Raw genomic sequence first — 16,049 nt, 5'->3', positions numbered from 1 at the left:
GTGCCGTCGTACAGCATTGGGCAGGCCGCGCAGCTGCTCGGAGTGAGTTCGGAGACCGTTCGCCGGTGGGCGGACGGGGGGAAGCTGGGCATGGAGCGCGACGGGGCCGGGAAGCGCCTCATCGACGGGGTGGCGCTGGCCCGGTTCGCGGCGGAGCGCGGGGCGGGGCTGCACGCCGTCCCCGAGGACGACGTGCCGACCTCCGTGCGGAACTCGTTCGTCGGGATCGTCACCGCGGTACGGGTCGACGACGTCGCCGCGCAGGTCGAGGTCCAGTCCGGGCCGCACCGCCTGGTGTCGCTGGTGACGCGCGAGGCCGTGGAGGAACTGGCCCTGGAGGTGGGGGTCACGGTCACCGCCCGGGTGAAGTCGACGAGCGTGCACGTCGACCTGCCCTGACCCGCTCAGCGGCAGAGCAGCGCCGCCCTCAGGTCGAGCTTGTGGTCGAGGCGGGACAGGTCCCGGCCGGTGAGGGCCTGGATGCGGTCGATGCGGTAGTGGACCGTGTTCACGTGCAGGTGCAGGGCCTCCGCGGTCCTGGCCCAGGAGCAGTTGTGCGCCAGGAACACCTCCAGGGTCTCCAGGAGTGTCGCGTGCGAGCCCTTGCCCGCGCGCAGCAGCGGCCCGAGCACGGTGTCCAGGTACACCGCCCGTACGTCGGCCGGAATGCCGGCGAGGAGCGTCCTGAGGTCGGCGAGGTCGGCGAGGCGCGCCACCTTCGCCGCCGCCGGTGCCGTCGAGCGGGCGCCCGCGAGGGCGTAGCGGGCCTGGGCGAGGGCGCCGCGCAGCCGGGCGGGCCCGGGGACGGGGTCGCTGACGCCCGCGTGCAGCGCGGAGCCGGGTCGGCAGGCGTGGAGCAGCGGCCACACCTCGCGGAGCCGCTCCGCCACCCGCCCGTCCGGGTCGGGCTCGTGGGCGAGGACCGCGACGGCCTCGCCCTCGCCGCGTCCGGCCACGGCGAACGCGACCGCCTCCTGGTGCCGCAGCGCCTCCGTGAGCGCCGCGGCGGCGTCGCCCCGGTCTCCCGGGTCGCCGGCCGACGCGACCACCACGGTGTACGCGGCGGCGTCGGCGAGCCCACAGGAACGGAGGCCCTCCTCCAGGCCGTTCGCCTCCCCGTACGCCGCGCACACCCGGGTCACCAGCTCCTCCTGGGCCTGCCTGCGGGGTGCCGTCCGACGGTCCTGGCGGCGGCGGTGGCGGCCGATGAGTTCGCCGATCTCGTGGAGGATCCGGGGAGGCACGTGGTCGTCCTCCGGCAGGTGCAGGTACCAGGTGTCGAAGACGCTGTCGTCGGCCTCGATCCGCACGGCCGTGCCGTGCCGCCCGCGCAGCGCCTCCGCCGCGCGCCGCGCCGGGAGTTCAGGCGCTCTCGTGGTCCGGGCGACCGTGCGGCCGCTGCCGGTGAGCAGATGGCTGGCGGGGGTGCCGAGGTGCGCGAAGGCGAGGTCGAGCAGCTCGCCCGCCGGCGCGCCGCGTTCGAGGGCCCGGTCGAGGTCGACGCGGACGTTCTCGGGCAGCGCGTAGTGATCGGTGGGACGGCGGCTCAGTTCGCCCCACTGCCGGAGGTAGACGGCCTCGGTGATCGCCCGGAAGGTGGTGTGCGCCGGTACGCCGAGCAGGGCGACGCGGTGGCTGCGGCAGGCGTCCACGAGCTGCTTCGGCACCTCTCCGTGGGTCTCCTCGCCGGCGAGCAGCGCCACCGCGCCCGCCTCGCGCAGGGCGGAGACGAACCGGTCGGTCTTGAGCGGGTCCCCGTCCCGCGCCCACCACACGAGGCCGCTGAGCACGATCTCGCCCGGCTGGAGGAACCGCGCCGGGTCCTCGAGATCGGTCGCCGTCACGCCGCCGATCTCCTGGCCGAGGAGGGCGTCGTCCCCCCAGACCAACGAGAGGTCGAGACGGTCGAGGCGGAGAAGGTGATCGACCTGCATGTGGAACTCCTCGTGTGCTCACGGACAGAGGCCCGTGCCTCACATTCACCAGCCGATTGCGAGTCGCATCATCGTAGATGCCAAGCCAATGGCGCGAAACACCTCTCGGATGTTCCCCCAGGAACGGGCCGTCCGGCATGGAGGTTCTCCACCGGCCCGCGCGACACCCGCACCCCGCCCCGTACCTTTCTCCAACTGGTCTCGCATTCGCGATGGAGGGTCCTACGGGCTTGTTGCAGATGAGAGGCCGATCGACCTACGGTGTCGCACATGCAGTCCTACACGATCGGGCAGGCCGCACGGTTGCTGGGCGTCAGCCCCGACACCGCGCGGCGCTGGGCGGACGCCGGCCGGGTCGCGACGCACCGCGACGAGAGCGGTCGGCGCGTCATCGACGCCAAGTCGCTCGCGGCCTTCTCCACCGAGATCGCCCACAGCGACGACGACGCGTCCTACACCTCGGCGCGCAACGCCTTCCCGGGCATCGTGACCGGGATCAAGCTCGGCGACATCGCGGCCCAGGTGACCATCCAGGCCGGACCGCACCGCCTGGTCTCGCTCCTCACCCGTGAGGCCGTGGAGGAGCTGGGACTGGAAGTCGGCATGCAGGCCACCGCCCGCGTGAAATCGACCAGCGTGCACATCGACCGCACCTGACCACCCCTCACGCACCACCGCAGGACCTCGGCCGTCGGCGCGGCCGGCATCCCATCCCGCTTTCCCGTTCGTCCCAAGGAGATCAGACCTTCATGGCCCTCACCCTCACCCCCGCCAGACGCCGCACCGCCGCCGCCGTCCTCACCGCCGCGCTGCTGGTCCCGCTCGCGGCGTGTTCGAGCGACGACAAGAAGGAGGACACCGGCGGCTCGACTCCGTCCGGCTCCGCGAGCACCGCGCCCCAGGCGAACCTCACGGTGCTCGCCGCGGCCTCCCTCACCAACGTCTTCAAGACGGCCGGCGCCGCCTACGAGAAGTCCCACCCGGGCACGAAGGTCACCTTCTCCTTCGCCGGCTCGCAGGAGCTCGTGGCCCAGGTCTCGCAGGGCTCTCCCGCCGACGTCCTGGTCACCGCCGACACCAAGAGCATGGACAAGGTGAAGGCCGACACGAGCACGCCGGCGATCATCGCGAAGAACCGGCTCGTCATCGCCACCGGCAAGGGCAACCCCTTCAAGGTCGACGACCTGAAGGACCTGGCCGACACCAAGCTCAAGGTCGTCCTCGCCGCGCCCGAGGTCCCGGCCGGCAAGTACAGCAAGCAGATCCTCGACGCCCAGAAGATCACGGTGAAGCCGGTCTCCCAGGAGCCGAACGTGCGCGCCGTGCTCAGCAAGGTCGAGCTGGGCGAGGCCGACGCCGGTCTCGTCTACAAGACGGACGCCGAGAGCGCCAAGGACAAGGTCGAGGCCGTCGCGATCCCCGACGACCAGAACGCGATCGCCAAGTACCCCGCCGCCACGCTGAAGGACTCGAAGAACGCGGAGGCCGCCGCCGCGTTCGTCGCCTGGCTCTCCTCGCCCGAGGGCCAGAAGATCCTCCAGGACGCCGGCTTCCAGAAGCCGTAACCGCGGGCGCGCGCTCAGGGTCAAGAATGAGGGGCTGTCCGTCCCGGGGGAATGGACAGCCCCTCGTCCTCATGTCGTCGTCTCTGCGGGGTCACTCGATGAAACACACCGGCACGCGCGGGCCCGGTACCCGTCCGCCGCTGGCACTGGCGCTGCCCGCGCTGCTCGCCGTGGCGTTCCTGACGCTGCCTCTGATCGGGATCCTCGTACGGACCGAGTGGAGCGAACTCGCCGGCCACCTCGGCTCGCCGGGCACCGTCGAGGCGCTCAAACTCTCGTTGCTCGTCTCGTTCTGGGCGCTCGGGCTCGCGCTGCTCCTCGGGGTTCCCCTGGCCTGGCTGCTCGCCCGCGTGCGGTTCCCCGGCAAGGCGCTCGTCCGCTCCCTGGTCCTGCTGCCGATGGTCCTGCCGCCCACCGTCGGCGGTGTCGCGCTGCTCCTCGCCTTCGGCCGGCGCGGCCTCCTCGGCCCCTGGCTGGAGTCGACGTTCGGGATCACCTTCCCCTTCCACACCTCCGGCGCCGTCCTCGCGGCGACCTTCGTCGCCATGCCCTTCCTGGTGATCAGTCTGGAGGGCGCCCTCGGCGGGCTCCGGCCGCGGTACGAGGAGACGGCGGCGTCGCTCGGCGCCTCACCGGTCCGGGTGTTCTTCACCGTGACGCTGCCGATGGTGGCGCCCGGGGTCGTCGCGGGCGCCGCCCTCACCTGGGCGCGGGCGCTGGGCGAGTTCGGCGCGACCATCACGTTCGCCGGCAACCTGCCCGGCACCACCCAGACCCTGCCGCTCCACGTCTACCTGCTGCTCCAGGAGGAGCCCGAGGCGGCCACCTCCGTCTCCCTGCTCCTGCTCGCCATCGCCATGGGCGTGCTCGTCGCCCTGCGCGGCCGGTGGACCGGCACCCCGGTGGACCGCACGCCCCGGCCCGCACCCGCCCCGGACACCGACACCACCGGGGAACCGGCCCCCGAAGCGCCCGCGACGGCCCTCCCCGGGACGAACCGGCCGGAGGAACGCTGGTCGTTGCACGCCGAGGTCACCGGCTTCACCCGGCTCACCCTGGACGCGGAACCCGGCACCACCATCGCCGTCGTCGGACCCAACGGCGCCGGCAAGACGACCCTGCTCCGCGCCCTCCTGGGCCTCACCCCCCGCGCCCACGCCGACCTGACCCTCGGCGGCACCGACGTCACCGCGCTCCCCCCGCACCGGAGGCGCGTCGCCTGGGTGCCGCAGGACGGCGCCCTCTTCCCGCACATGTCGGCACTCTCCAACACCGCCTACGGCCTGCGCGCCCAGGGAGTCGCCCGCGCGCAGGCGCGGCGCGAGGCGCAGCACTGGCTCGACCGGCTCGCCGTCGGCCACCTCGCCCACCGCCGTCCCGGCCAGCTGTCCGGCGGCCAGGCCCAGCGGGTCGCGCTCGCCCGGGCCCTGGCCGCGCGCCCCCGGCTCCTCGTCCTCGACGAGCCGCTCGCCGCCCTCGACCAGACCACCCGCTCGCACGTGCGGCACACCCTGCGGACCCATCTCGCGCGCTTCGGCGGGGTCTGCCTCATCGTCACCCACGACCCCGTCGAGGCGGTCTCCCTCGCCGACCGGGTGCTCGTGCTCGACGAGGGCCGCGCGCTCCAGGACGACAGCCCCTCCGAGGTCACCCGGCACCCCCGCTCCCCCTGGGTCGCCCGGATGCTCGGCCGCAACGCCTGGCCCGGCACCGCCACCGCGGACGGCCTCGACCTGGACGGCGGCGGCACCCTGGTCGCCGCCGAACCGCCGGCCACCGGCACCCCGGCGCTCGCGATCGTGGCGCCCGAGGCGGTGTCCGTCCACCGCCAGAAGCCCGCCGGCAGCCCCCGTAACGTCTGGCCCGGCACCGTACGCGAGATCACGGCCAGTGGAAGCAGGCTGCGGGTGCTCATCACCTCGGACGAGGCCCCCGACCTCGTCGCGGAGATCACCCCGCAGGCCGCCGCCGAACTCGGCCTCGCCGACGGGGTGCCCGTGTGGACCAGCGTCAAGGCGACCGAGGCGACGGTCGTCGCCCTCTGAACACCGACGCCTGTCGGCACCTCCAAAGCTCCACATCTCAGATGCGCGCCGAACTGGGTGATCAGCCAAGCATTCGTGAGGTGATTGCGGAATCACTCCCCGCAAATACAGGATGGTGGTGCGCCGGTCCCAGCGGCGGCGCCGAGCGAGGGCGGCTCCGAACGGAGCGCCGTCGCTTCCGCTGTTCCTGCTCACGAGGCGAGGTAAGGCAGATGACGACCCGTACGCACGAGGGCCGCGTCGGCGGCGTCGGACACCACACGGCCCCGCGTCGGCCCGACGAGCGGATCGCCCGCTTCATCGCGGCCTCCCTCGGCGAGGCCCGGTCCGTGCTCAACGTGGGCGCGGGCGCCGGTTCGTACGAGGGCGTCGGCGGCACGGTGACCGCCGTCGAACCGTCCGCCGCCATGCGGGCCAGGCGCCCGGACGGACTGTCCGCGGCCGTCGACGCCGTCGCCGAGGACCTGCCGTTCGCCGACGGGGAGTTCGACGCGGCGATGACGCTCTTCAGCGTGCACCAGTGGAGCGACGTCACCGCCGGCCTGCGGGAGATGCGCCGCGTGACGCGCGGCCCGGTCACCGTCCTGACCTGCGACCCCGCGCTCGTACGGGACTTCTGGCTGGACGCGTACGCCCCCGACGTCCTCGCCACGGAGGCCCGCCGCCACCCGCCCGTCGCGGAGATCGCCGAGGCGCTGGGCGGCACGGTCGCCGTCGAGGCCGTACCGATCCCGCTCGACTGCACCGACGCCTTCAACGAGGCCTACTACGGCCGCCCCGAGATGCTGCTCGATCCCGCCGCGCGACAGCCCTGCTCGGCCTGGAGCTTCGTCGGCGACGAGGCCCGCGAGCGCTTCGACCGCACCCTGCGCCGCGACCTGGAGTCCGGCGCCTGGGACGCACGCCTCGGTCACCTGCGGACGCGGTCGACGTACCAGGGCTCCCTCGTCGTCGTCCGCGCGGTGCCGTGAGAGGGAGCTTGCCCTGAGGGCCCGTCAGCGGCCGAAGGTGTCGATGTTCTCGACGAGCCAGCGGCCGTCGCGGCGCACGACGTCCAGGGCGAACATGGCACCCGCGTAGACACCTTGGTCATCGGCCTTCGCCTTGCCGGTTCCGGCCGTGCTGACGCTGCTCTGGTCGGCGTACACCAGCACCCGGGCCCGGTCGCCGTCGATCCGCTCGACCGCGCTGTCGGTGACCGTCGTGGTGATCACCGTCTTCTGCTCGGCTGCCCGGGCGAGCACCCCGCTGAACAGCGTCTTGTGCTGGGCCACCGCCTTGCCGGTGAGGAGGGTCTTCCCCGCGCGCTCGAAGGGTGCCGTGTCGGCGTGGTCGTACGAGAAGAGGGCGGCGACGGCCGCGGCGGTCTGGCCCTTGATCTCACTGGTCCGGGCGATGTCGGTGAGGGCCGTGTTGCCGCGCGCGGGGTCCTCCCGCAGACCGCCCGCCCTGTGGTGCGCCCACCCCGCGAAGCCGCCGAGGAGGAGGGTCAGGACGCAGAGGACGACCAGGGGGGAGGGCCACCGCCGCGTCGACGCGCGTGCCGGTGCCGCGGCGCCCGCGTGGGTCCTCGGCTCCCGCTCCGACGCGGGTGCGGGACCGGCGTCCGGCTCCGGCCGGGGCTCCGGCTCGGGCAGCAGGCCGACGGGCGCGTGGGTCCTGGACGCGCCGGCCGGGTGGTCGGCGAGGGCCCGGCGGCGGCGCTGGCGGTTGAGGTGGTGGCGGGGCGTCGGCATCGTGCGTGTCCTTTCGGGTGCTGGTGGCTCTCGCGTACGGGACGGGCCGGATCAGCCGGTCGCCGTACCGCCCACAGGGGCCTGCCCCAGAGCACTGAGCTTCCACTGGCCGTCGGCGCGGGTGAGTTCACCCAGCATCCGGCTGTCCTTCTCCGAGCTCTTGTCGTCCGGCGTCGTGACGGTGATGCGCAGCGCGACGAGCAGCCGGGCCCGTCCGGCGCGGTCGTCGAGCTCCGTGACGGCCCCGGACAGCACCCGGGCCGAGGTCACCGTCTTCGCCGTCTTCACCTGACTGGTGAACTCCGCGCGTCCGTCGACCAGTTGCTGGTGCAGTTCGCCGGTCGTCGAGGTCTCCCAGAGGTCGAGGCCCTCGTCCACCCGCCGGTGGTCCAGCGTGTTGAGGTTCTGCACGGCCTGCTCCCCCGCCGCGAGCGCCCGGTCGCGCTGCGCCGCGTACGCCGCGGAGTCGTCGTGGGCCGCGGCGTACCAGCTCCGGCCCTCCCAGGCCGCGAAGCCGCCGGCGACGAGCGTGAGCACGAGGGCCACGGCCAGGGCCGGCCGCTTGCCCGCCGAGGCGCGGACCTGGCGTGTCATGGGTTTCTCCTGTCTCCCGCTCGTCGTCAGCGGGTCTGGATGTCGACGATCCGCCACCGGTCCCCCTGGAGCTTCGCGGTGACGGTGAGCTGGGCGGCGGCGGAGGTAGGGGCTGCCTTGTCGCGGCGCGAGGTCTGGTCGAGGAAGACGAGCACGCGCGCGTTGTCCCCGTCGAGCTCGATCACCCCGGTGCGGACGGCCTGGGTCGAGAGGGTGATGCGCTGCTCGACCAGGTTCGCGCGGACCTGGGCGAGCAGTTCGCCGTACTGGCGGGCCGCGCGGCCCGCGAGCACGACGGCGGCGGACCGCTCGGCGGCGGCGGTGTCGGCCGGGGCGTAGGAGAAGACCCGGGCGAGTCCGTCGGCGACGTCGCCGCTGACGCGGTCGGTGGCCCCGGTGTCGGTGAGCGCCTGGTTGCGGGCCGACGGGGCGGAGCGCAGCTGGTGGGCGGCGTGGAAGAAGCCGGCCCCGGCGACGAGGAGGACGGCGAGCGCGGCGGCGAGGGCACCGCTCCGCCAGGTGAGGCCGAGTCGCCGGGTCCTGACGGCGTCTCCGGTCCCGTCCGGGTCCGTGGCTTCGGGTCCGTCCGGGTCCGTGGCTTCGGGTCCGTCCGCCTCCTCGTCGTCCCTCGCTTCGGTCTTGCTCTCCGTGGTGTCGGGCTCTTCGTGCGGGTCGTCGTTCCCGAGCGCCCCCGATGCCTCGTGCCCGTCGGCCTCCGGCTCCTCGGCGTCCGTCTTCCGCAGCAGTCGCGTCACTCGTCCCCGCCCTCCTCCGTCGTGCCGTCCCCGCTCCGCTGCGCGCCCGTGACGGGCACCGCGCTCAGTGCCGCGACCTTCCAGGTGTTCTCGCCCGTGCGGGTCAGGACCGCTTCCAGGCGTTTGCGGTCGGTCGTCGGGGTGGAGGCGCCGCGCGGGGTGACGTCGACGCGTACCGTCGCGATGAGCTTCGCGGTGCCGGCCCTGGCGTCGAGCGCCGTGAGCGCCGCCTCCGTGACGGTGGCGCGCGCGGAGGCGCCCACCGCCGGTTCGGTGCGGCCCAGTTCGGTGCGGAGCGCTCCGGTGGAGGCGTCGCGCCAGGCCTGGACGCCGGCTTCGGCGCGCTCGCGGGTCGAGGCGTCGAGCGTGTTCAGGACGGTCACGCGGCTCCTGCCCTCGGCGAGCGCGGTGTCGCGTTCCCGGCCGAAGGTGAGCTCCTCGTCGGTACGGGCCGTGGCGTACGTCCAGGCGCCGGTGCCGCAGAAGCCCAGGGCGAGGACGAGGGCTCCGGTGGCGAGCGCCTTCGCGCGGTTCATCGGGTGCTCCCGGTGTCCAGGCCGAGGAGACCCGCCATGTCGGTCGGGCCGCCGTTCGCGCCGGCCAGGGCGAGCGCGCCGGGCAGGGCGGCCCGGCCGCCCGTCGTGGTGCGGGCGCCGCCTGAGGGCAGGGAGCCGGGCTTCGCGGGGGTCGGCACGACGCCGCTTCCGGGGGCGTGCGCCGAGCCGCGTACGTTGACCCCGCCTGCGGCGGAGGCCGTGCAGGAGGCGCCGGTGTTGAGTGCGGGCGCGGTGCCCAGGTCGAGTCCGTTGCGGTAGCGCGTACCGCCGTATCCGGTGGTGCAGGGCAGTGGCTTGAAGAAGGTGACGGCCATGCCGAAGTTCACGTGCCCTCCGTCGACGGTGGTGGCTCCCGCGGAGACGGCCGCCGGGAACTTCACGAGGAGTTCCTCCGTGCCGCGCTGGCGGGTGACGGCGATCTCCGAGGTGGTGAGGAGGTTGGCGAGGACGACGCTGAGGCTGGGGTCGAGGTCGCGCAGGAGGCCGCTGACCTGGCCGGTCGCGTCGGGGGTGACGGCGAGGAGGCGGCGGAGGTCGGCGTCGGAGCCCTTGAGGGTGGCGGCGAGGTCACGGGCGCCGGTCGCGAAGTCCCGGATGGCGCGGCTCTCGTCGGCCTGGGTCCGCAGGACGGTCTCGCCGTCGTCGATGAGCCGCGTGGTGGCCGGCAGGGAGCGGTCGGCGGCGTCGACGAAGCGGCTGCCGCTGTCGAGGAGGACCTGGAGGTCGTCGCCGTGTCCCTCGAAGGCCTTGCCGAGTTCGTCGACGACCGTGCGCAGGGAGTCCAGGGGGACGGAGCGGGTGAGCTCGTCCATGCTCGCGAGCACGTCGGTGACGGGTGCCGGGACCTCGGTGTCGGACTGTTCGATGCGGGCGCCGTCGGCGAGGTACGGCGCGCCGTCGCTCTCGGGGCGCAGGTCGATGTACTGCTCGCCGACGGCGGAGAGTCCGGCGACGACGGCGCGCGCGTCGGCGGGGATGAGGGGCGCCGAGTTCTTGATGCGCAGTTCGGCGACGACTCCGTCGGCGGTGAGGTCGATGGCGCCGACGCGGCCCACGGAGACGCCCCGGTAGGTGACGTCGGAGTGGGTGAACAGTCCGCCCGTACGGGCGAGGTGGACGCGCACGGTGTAGTGGTCGGCGACGCCGGCGTAGCGGCCGAGGTCGGCGTAGCGGACGCCGACGAAGCCGAGGACGAGCACGGCGATGACGAGGAACGCGAGGTTCTTGAGCCGTACGGTGCGGGTGATCACCGCTTCTCGCCTCCGTCCTTGGATGGGGTGGCGGGGGCCGGCGGGGTGCTCGGGGAGACGGGGGGCAGCGGCAGGGCCGAGGGGCCGCTGTTCGTTCCGGCCCGCCCGCGCGCGGTGCTGCCCGGGGTGGTCGGGGCGGGGGTGGGGGTGGGTTCCGCCTTCGGGATCAGGGGCGGGATGACCTCGGTGCCGGGGGCTGCCGCGAGGTGCAGATAGGTGTTGAGGTAGTCGCCCTTGATGCCGCGCATCACCTCGTCGGTGAAGGGGTACGTGAGGAGGACCTGCAGGGAGTCGGGCAGGTCGGCGCCGGCGTCCGCGAGGGCGGTGAGGGTGGGTGCCAGGGCCTTGAGGTCGGCGATCATGTCCTTCTTGCTGGCGTCGACGGTGGAGACGGCGACGCCGGAGAGGGTGTCCAGGGCGCGGAGCATGGTGAGCAGGGAGCCCCGCTGGTTCTCGAGCGTCTTCAGGCCGGGCGAGAGGCCGGTGAGGACGGTGTCGACGTCCTTCTTGCGTCCGGCGAGGGTGGCGGAGAGCCGGTTGACGCCGTCGAGGGCGGCGGTGATGTCGCCGCGGTGGGCGTCCAGGGTGGTCACGAGGGTGTTGACGCGGGCGAGCATCGAGCGGACCTCGGGTTCGCGTCCGCCGAGGGCGGCGTTGAGTTCCCGGGTGATGGTCTTGAGCTGGTTGACGCCGCCGCCGTTGAGGAGCAGGGACAGCGCGCCGAACACCTCCTCGACCTCCGTGTTGCGGCTGGTCCGGGCGAGCGGGATGACGCCGCCGTCGGTGAGGCGCGCGCCGTCGTCCTTCCGGGGGGCGACGAGCTGGATGTACTTCTCGCCGAGGAGGCTGGACTGTTCGAGGCGGGCGCCTGCGTCGGCGGGGAGCCGGACGTCACCGTTGATCTTCAGGGTGACCCGGGCGGACCAGGTGCCGTTTCCCAGCTCGATGGCGGTGACGCGGCCGACGGCGACGTCGTTGACCTTGACCGCCGACTGCGGGACGAGGCTCAGGACGTCGTCGAGTTCGGCGGTGACCGTGTAGGGGTGGGAGCCGAGGTCGGCGCCGCCGGGCAGCGGGAGGTCCTCGATGCCGTCGAAGCGCACGGGCCGGGCGGGGCCGGCGCCGAGGACGACGGCGATCGCGAGGCCGAGGGCGACGGCGCCGACGGCGCCCGCAGCGACGGCCTTGCGGGAGGGCGGGGTGGCCCGTCTCATCGTTTCCCCTCTCCGGTGCTCGCCGAGGCGCCGGTGACCGGCAGGGGCAGCAGCGGGCCGCCCGCGCTGATCTCGTTGAGGTTGGCGCGGCCGTCGAGGGTGCGGGTGGCCGGGTTGTAGGCGTTGACGACGTTGCCCGCGGCGAGCGGCGCGACGTCGAGCGCCTCCGCGAGCGAGGCACGCTGGTCGACGAGGGTCTGGGTGAGGGGCACGAGCCGGTCGATGTTCTTCTTGAGCTCGCCGCGGTTGTCCTTGATGAAGGTCTTGACCTGGGCGAGGGCCTTGCCGAGTTCCTTGAGGGCGCCGGCGAGGTCGTCCTTGTTCTCGGCGAAGTAGCCGACGACCTCGTCCAGGCGTTCCTGTGCGGTGCGGACGTCGCCGTCCTTCTCCTTGAGCATGGTGGTGAAGGTCTGGAGCCGGCCGAGGCTGGTGAACAGGTCGTCGCTGCTGCCGTCGAGGGTCTTGGCCGCCTTGCCGAACTGTTCGATGGAGGTGCCGATGGCCGTGCCGTTGCCCTTGAGGTTCTTCGCTCCGGTGTCGAGGAGTTCGGAGAGGGCTCCGGCGGAGTTGGCGCCGTCGGGGCCGAGTGCCTCGCTCAGTTCGGTGATCGAGGCGTAGAGCTGGTCGATCTCCACGGGGGTGCGGTTGCGGGCGGCGGGGAGCTGGGCTCCGTCGGCGAGCGCGGGCCCGCTGCTGTAGGCGGGGGTGAGCTGGACGTACCGGTCGGCGACGATGCTCGGTGCGACGACGAGGGCCCGTGCGTCGGCGGGGACGCGGATGCCTTCGTCGAGGCGGAGTTCGACACGGACGCGGGTTCCCTGGGGTTCCACGGATTCCACCTCTCCGACGCGGACGCCCAGGACGCGGAGGTCGGATCCGGCGTAGATGCCGACCGCCCGGTCGAAGTAGGCGGTGACGCGGATGCCGTCGTCGTCGAGGACGCGGACGGCGACGAGGCCGCAGGCGGCGAGCACCGCGAGGGCGAGGCCGGCGACGAGCGGTCTTCTGGGCTTGGTCATCGTTCACCGCTCCCCTTGCTGGGCTTGGTCATCGTTCCCCGCTTCCCTTGGCCGTCGCCGTCTGTTTCGGCGGCAGGCATCCGGTCCTGGGCTGCGAGGACTCGGGCAGATAGGTGCGGGGCACCACGCCGCACAGGTAGCTGTCGAACCAGCGGCCGCTGCCGAGGGTGTTGCCGACGAGCCGGTAGTAGGGGCCGATGAGCGCGAGCGTCTTGTCGAGCTGGCCGCTGTTCTTCTCCAGGACCCCGGTGACGCGGCTGAGGGCCTTGAGGGTGGGGCCGAGTTGCCGGTTGTTGTCGCCGACGAGTCCGCTGAGTTCGGTGCCGAGGTCCCGGCTGCCCTTGAGCAGGGCGCGGATGGCCTCGCGGCGTTTCTCCAGCTCGCCGAGCAGCGAACCGCCGTCCTCCAGGAGGATCTCGAAGCTGGACTTCCTGTCCTTCAGGGTCTTGGTGAACTTCGCGCTGTTCCGCAGGAGTTCGGCGAGCTGGGTGTCCCGCTTGGAGACCGACTTCGACAGCTCGGAGAGTCCGGTGGCGGCGGTGCGCACGTGCGGGGGCGAGTTCTTGAAGGTGTCGGAGATCGTCCGGAAGCTCTCTTCCAGCTTCTCGGTGTCGACGGCGTCGACGGTGCTGCTGAGGTCCTGGAAGGCCTGCGTCACGTCGTACGGCGAGGTCGTGCGGGACTGCGGGATGCGGGTGCCGGGGTCGAGCGGGGCGGAGCCGAGCGGGTCGAGCGCCAGGTACTTCTCGCCCAGCAGGGTCTTGATGGCGATGGCGGCGGTCGACCGGTCGCCGACCCAGGCGTCGCCGACCTCGAACGTCACCTTGACCTTGGGTCCGTCGAGGGCGACCTCGGTGACCTTGCCGACCTTCACTCCGGCGATGCGGACCTCGTCGCCGGCGTCGAGCCCTGCGGCCTCGGTGAAGTCGGCGCTGTAGGCGGTGTCTCCGCCGACGAGGGGCAGCCGTTCCACGTTGTAGGCGAGGACGGCGAGGACGGCCAGGACGACCAGGCCGACGACGGCGACGCCGACGGGGTTGCGTTCCTTGACCGGCTTGAACAGGGGGCGGGAGCTCATCCGCGGCACCTCGTCTCGGTGACGGCGATGCCGGTCGGCGGCTTGGAGCCGTCGGAGGTTCCCACGCCGCTCACGCGCGCCTCGCAGAGGTAGAGGTTGAACCACGATCCGTACGAGGAGAGGCGGGCCAGGGCCGTCATCTTGCCGGGGGTGCGCGCGAGGAAGGCCTCGATGCTGGGGGTGTGGTCGCCGAGGGTCCCGGAGAGGCGGCCGAGTTCGCGGATGTCCTTCTTGAGAGGGGCGCGCCCCTCCTGGAGGAGTCCGGCGGTCGTCGTGGTGAGGTCGCCGATGGCCTGGACGGCCTCGCCGAGGGGTTTGCGGTCGGTGTTGAAGCCGGTGACGAGCTTCTGGAGGGTGACGACGAGGTCGTTGAAGCCGGCTTCGCGGTTGTTGAGGGTGGTGAGGACGGTGTTGAGGTGGGTGACGACCTGACCGATGACCTTGTCCTTGGCGGCCACGGTCGTGGTGAGGGAGCCGATGTGCCGCAGGAGGCTGTCGACGGTGCCGCTCTCGCCCTGGAGGACTTGGACGAGGGAGCCGGCGAGGTCGTTGACGTCGGCGGGCGAGAGCCCTTCGAAGAGCGGCTTGAAGCCGTTGAAGAGCAGGGTCAGGTCGAGTGCGGGTGTGGTGCGGTCGAGCGGGATGGTGTCCCCGGGCTCCAGGGTGCCGCCGAGGTCGCCGGTGCCGCGGCCGAGGGAGACGTACCGCTGCCCGACCATGTTGAGGTACTTCACGGCGGCGGTCGCCGACCGGGGCAGGGCCCGGTCCTCGCGGACGGAGAAGGTGACCTGGGCGGTGCGCCGTTCGACGACGCGGACGTCGGTCACCTCCCCCACCTTCACTCCGGCGATCCGCACGGAGTCGCCCTCGACGAGGCCGGTGACGTCGGTGAACAGCGCCTTGTAGGTGCGGGTGGCGGAGCCGACGCCGGTGTTGGCGATGCTGAAGCCGAGGACGGTGGTGGCGAGGGCGGTGACCAGGACGAACGCGAGGGACTTCAGGACGGTCCCGGTCAGGCCGCGGCGCCGCGTGTGGGTGGGTTTCGTCGTCATCGGAGGGTCACCTCCGCACCCCGGAACGCGGGGCCGGCGAGCAGGCTGCTCCAGTCCGGCAGGTCACCGGGAGCCTTCTTGGCGGCGGGGGCGAGGAGTTCGTTGACGAGGTCGTTCTCCTGCGGGGAGTTGGCGGGGCCGAGTTCCTGGTCGGCCGCGGCGGACGCCCGCACGGCGGGTGCGACGGGGACGCCGAGGTACGGCACGGGATAGCAGCGCGGGCCGCCGCCGGAGCCGTACGAGGGCGTGTCACGGCCGGGGACGTACGCGCCGCGCGAGGGGACGGTGGTCACCTCGACGTGCAGTCCGGGCTGGTTCGTTCCCTTGCCGAGGGCCTTGTCCATGGCGGGCACGAACTGCGCGAGGGTGCGCAGGGTGCAGGGGAAGGACGGGGAGTACTCGGCGAGGAGTTCCAGGGTGGGCCTGCCGGTGGCGCTCAGCCGGATGATGTTGTCCTTGTTCTGCCGCAGGAAGGCGGTGAGGTCCTGGGCGGTCCGGGTCGTGGCGCCGAAGGTCCCGGCCAGCTCGCCCTCCTTCTCGGCGAGGGTGCCGCTGGTGGTGGTGAAGTCGGTGAGCGCCGTGACGATGTCCGGGGCGGCGTCGGCGTAGAGGTGGCTGACCTTCACGAGTTCTTTCAGATCGCGGGTGAGGGCGGGCAGGTGGGGGTTGAACTCGCGCAGGTGGGCGTCGAGTTCGGCGAGCGTCTCGCCGAGCTTGTCGCCGCGCCCTTCCAGGGCGCGGGAGACGGCGGACAGGGTCGCCGAGAGTTTCTGCGGCTGGACGGCGGTGAGCAGGGGCAGGACGTTGTCGAGGACCTGCTGGAGCTCCACGGCGTTGCCGGAACGGTCCTCGGGGATGACGGCTCCGGGGCCGAGCGTGCGCGTGGAGGCGTTCGCGGGCGGGACGAGGGCCACGAAGCGTTCGCCGAAGAGGGTGGTGGGCAGCATCTGGGCGCGTACGTCGGAGGGGACGTGGCGCAGGGTCCCGGGCCGCATGGCGAGGGTGAGGCGGGCTCCGCCGTCGATGGCGTCGATGGCGCGGACCTCGCCGATGACGACGCCGCGCAGTTTCACCTCGGCGCCGAGGTGCATCTCGTTGCCGACGCTGCCGGTCTCGACGGTGATCGGGTCGGAGTCCGTGAAGCGTTTGTCGTAGACGGCGACCGCGAGCGAGGCGAGCAGGACGGGGACGAGCAGGAAGACGACGCCGGCGAACCGGCGGCGGACGGTCTCGGCACGTGTGTCGCTCAT

The 16,049-nt window shown here is 72.9% G+C and carries 16 protein-coding genes; 5 read left to right on the top strand and 11 right to left on the bottom strand.

The window, feature by feature from the left end:
- Complete coding sequence (locus ABTY59_RS15325; protein WP_352019410.1) at window positions 1–399, top strand: TOBE domain-containing protein; 399 nt, start codon at window positions 1–3, stop codon at window positions 397–399.
- A gap of 5 nt (window positions 400–404) precedes the next feature.
- Here ABTY59_RS15325 and ABTY59_RS15320 read toward each other — a convergent pair whose 3' ends face one another.
- Window positions 405–1,934, bottom strand: coding sequence for a PucR family transcriptional regulator (locus ABTY59_RS15320; RefSeq protein ID WP_352019409.1), 1,530 nt, complete (start codon window positions 1,932–1,934; stop codon window positions 405–407).
- 270 nt (window positions 1,935–2,204) lie between these two features.
- Here ABTY59_RS15320 and ABTY59_RS15315 point away from each other — a divergent pair, with 270 nt between their 5' ends.
- From ABTY59_RS15315 to ABTY59_RS15300, 4 genes are all read left to right on the top strand, one after another.
- Window positions 2,205–2,591: a TOBE domain-containing protein gene (locus ABTY59_RS15315; RefSeq protein WP_352019408.1), complete on the top strand. Its 387-nt coding sequence runs from the start codon at window positions 2,205–2,207 to the stop codon at window positions 2,589–2,591.
- 92 nt (window positions 2,592–2,683) lie between these two features.
- Window positions 2,684–3,499 (top strand): molybdate ABC transporter substrate-binding protein, encoded by an 816-nt coding sequence (gene modA, locus ABTY59_RS15310; RefSeq protein WP_352019407.1) that lies wholly within the window; start codon window positions 2,684–2,686, stop codon window positions 3,497–3,499.
- A gap of 98 nt (window positions 3,500–3,597) precedes the next feature.
- Window positions 3,598–5,544 (top strand): ABC transporter permease, encoded by a 1,947-nt coding sequence (locus tag ABTY59_RS15305; protein ID WP_352019406.1) that lies wholly within the window; start codon window positions 3,598–3,600, stop codon window positions 5,542–5,544.
- Window positions 5,545–5,756: 212 nt separating this feature from the next.
- Window positions 5,757–6,515, top strand: coding sequence for a class I SAM-dependent methyltransferase (locus ABTY59_RS15300; RefSeq protein WP_352019405.1), 759 nt, complete (start codon window positions 5,757–5,759; stop codon window positions 6,513–6,515).
- A 24-nt stretch (window positions 6,516–6,539) separates the two neighbouring features.
- On the opposite strand, the gene ABTY59_RS15295 is transcribed toward ABTY59_RS15300, so the two are convergent.
- From ABTY59_RS15295 to ABTY59_RS15250, 10 genes are read right to left on the bottom strand one after another with little or no spacing between them, the layout of a single operon-like run.
- Entirely contained in the window at window positions 6,540–7,280 is a 741-nt protein-coding gene (locus ABTY59_RS15295; protein ID WP_352019404.1) for a hypothetical protein, read from the bottom strand.
- A 51-nt stretch (window positions 7,281–7,331) separates the two neighbouring features.
- A complete protein-coding gene (locus tag ABTY59_RS15290) occupies window positions 7,332–7,874 on the bottom strand; it encodes an Rv1363c family protein (protein WP_352019403.1) in 543 nt (180 codons plus the stop codon).
- Between the two features lie 26 nt (window positions 7,875–7,900).
- The gene (locus ABTY59_RS15285; protein ID WP_352019402.1) at window positions 7,901–8,629 is read right to left on the bottom strand and encodes a hypothetical protein; all 729 of its coding nucleotides are present in this window, start codon (window positions 8,627–8,629) and stop codon (window positions 7,901–7,903) included.
- The gene (locus ABTY59_RS15280; RefSeq protein WP_352019401.1) at window positions 8,626–9,165 is read right to left on the bottom strand and encodes a hypothetical protein; all 540 of its coding nucleotides are present in this window, start codon (window positions 9,163–9,165) and stop codon (window positions 8,626–8,628) included. Before ABTY59_RS15280 ends, ABTY59_RS15285 begins: the two co-directional genes overlap by 4 nt.
- The gene (locus ABTY59_RS15275) at window positions 9,162–10,436 is read right to left on the bottom strand and encodes an MCE family protein (RefSeq protein ID WP_352019400.1); all 1,275 of its coding nucleotides are present in this window, start codon (window positions 10,434–10,436) and stop codon (window positions 9,162–9,164) included. Before ABTY59_RS15275 ends, ABTY59_RS15280 begins: the two co-directional genes overlap by 4 nt.
- Entirely contained in the window at window positions 10,433–11,650 is a 1,218-nt protein-coding gene (locus tag ABTY59_RS15270; protein WP_352019399.1) for an MCE family protein, read from the bottom strand. The genes ABTY59_RS15275 and ABTY59_RS15270 overlap by 4 nt, the downstream gene beginning before the upstream one ends.
- Window positions 11,647–12,669 (bottom strand): MCE family protein, encoded by a 1,023-nt coding sequence (locus ABTY59_RS15265; protein WP_352019398.1) that lies wholly within the window; start codon window positions 12,667–12,669, stop codon window positions 11,647–11,649. Before ABTY59_RS15265 ends, ABTY59_RS15270 begins: the two co-directional genes overlap by 4 nt.
- 28 nt (window positions 12,670–12,697) lie before the next feature.
- Window positions 12,698–13,747, bottom strand: a complete 1,050-nt coding sequence (locus ABTY59_RS15260; RefSeq protein WP_352019397.1) for an MCE family protein — start codon at window positions 13,745–13,747, stop codon at window positions 12,698–12,700.
- Entirely contained in the window at window positions 13,744–14,799 is a 1,056-nt protein-coding gene (locus tag ABTY59_RS15255; RefSeq protein ID WP_352019396.1) for an MCE family protein, read from the bottom strand. The genes ABTY59_RS15260 and ABTY59_RS15255 overlap by 4 nt, the downstream gene beginning before the upstream one ends.
- Window positions 14,796–16,049, bottom strand: a complete 1,254-nt coding sequence (locus ABTY59_RS15250) for an MCE family protein (protein WP_352019395.1) — start codon at window positions 16,047–16,049, stop codon at window positions 14,796–14,798. The genes ABTY59_RS15255 and ABTY59_RS15250 overlap by 4 nt, the downstream gene beginning before the upstream one ends.

The sequence above is a fragment of the Streptomyces sp. NPDC096079 genome, from assembly GCF_040303145.1.
Lineage (GTDB): Bacteria > Actinomycetota > Actinomycetes > Streptomycetales > Streptomycetaceae > Streptomyces.
The sequence above is the reverse complement of the archived record's forward strand: the minus strand, read 5'-3'. Positions and strand labels throughout refer to the sequence as shown.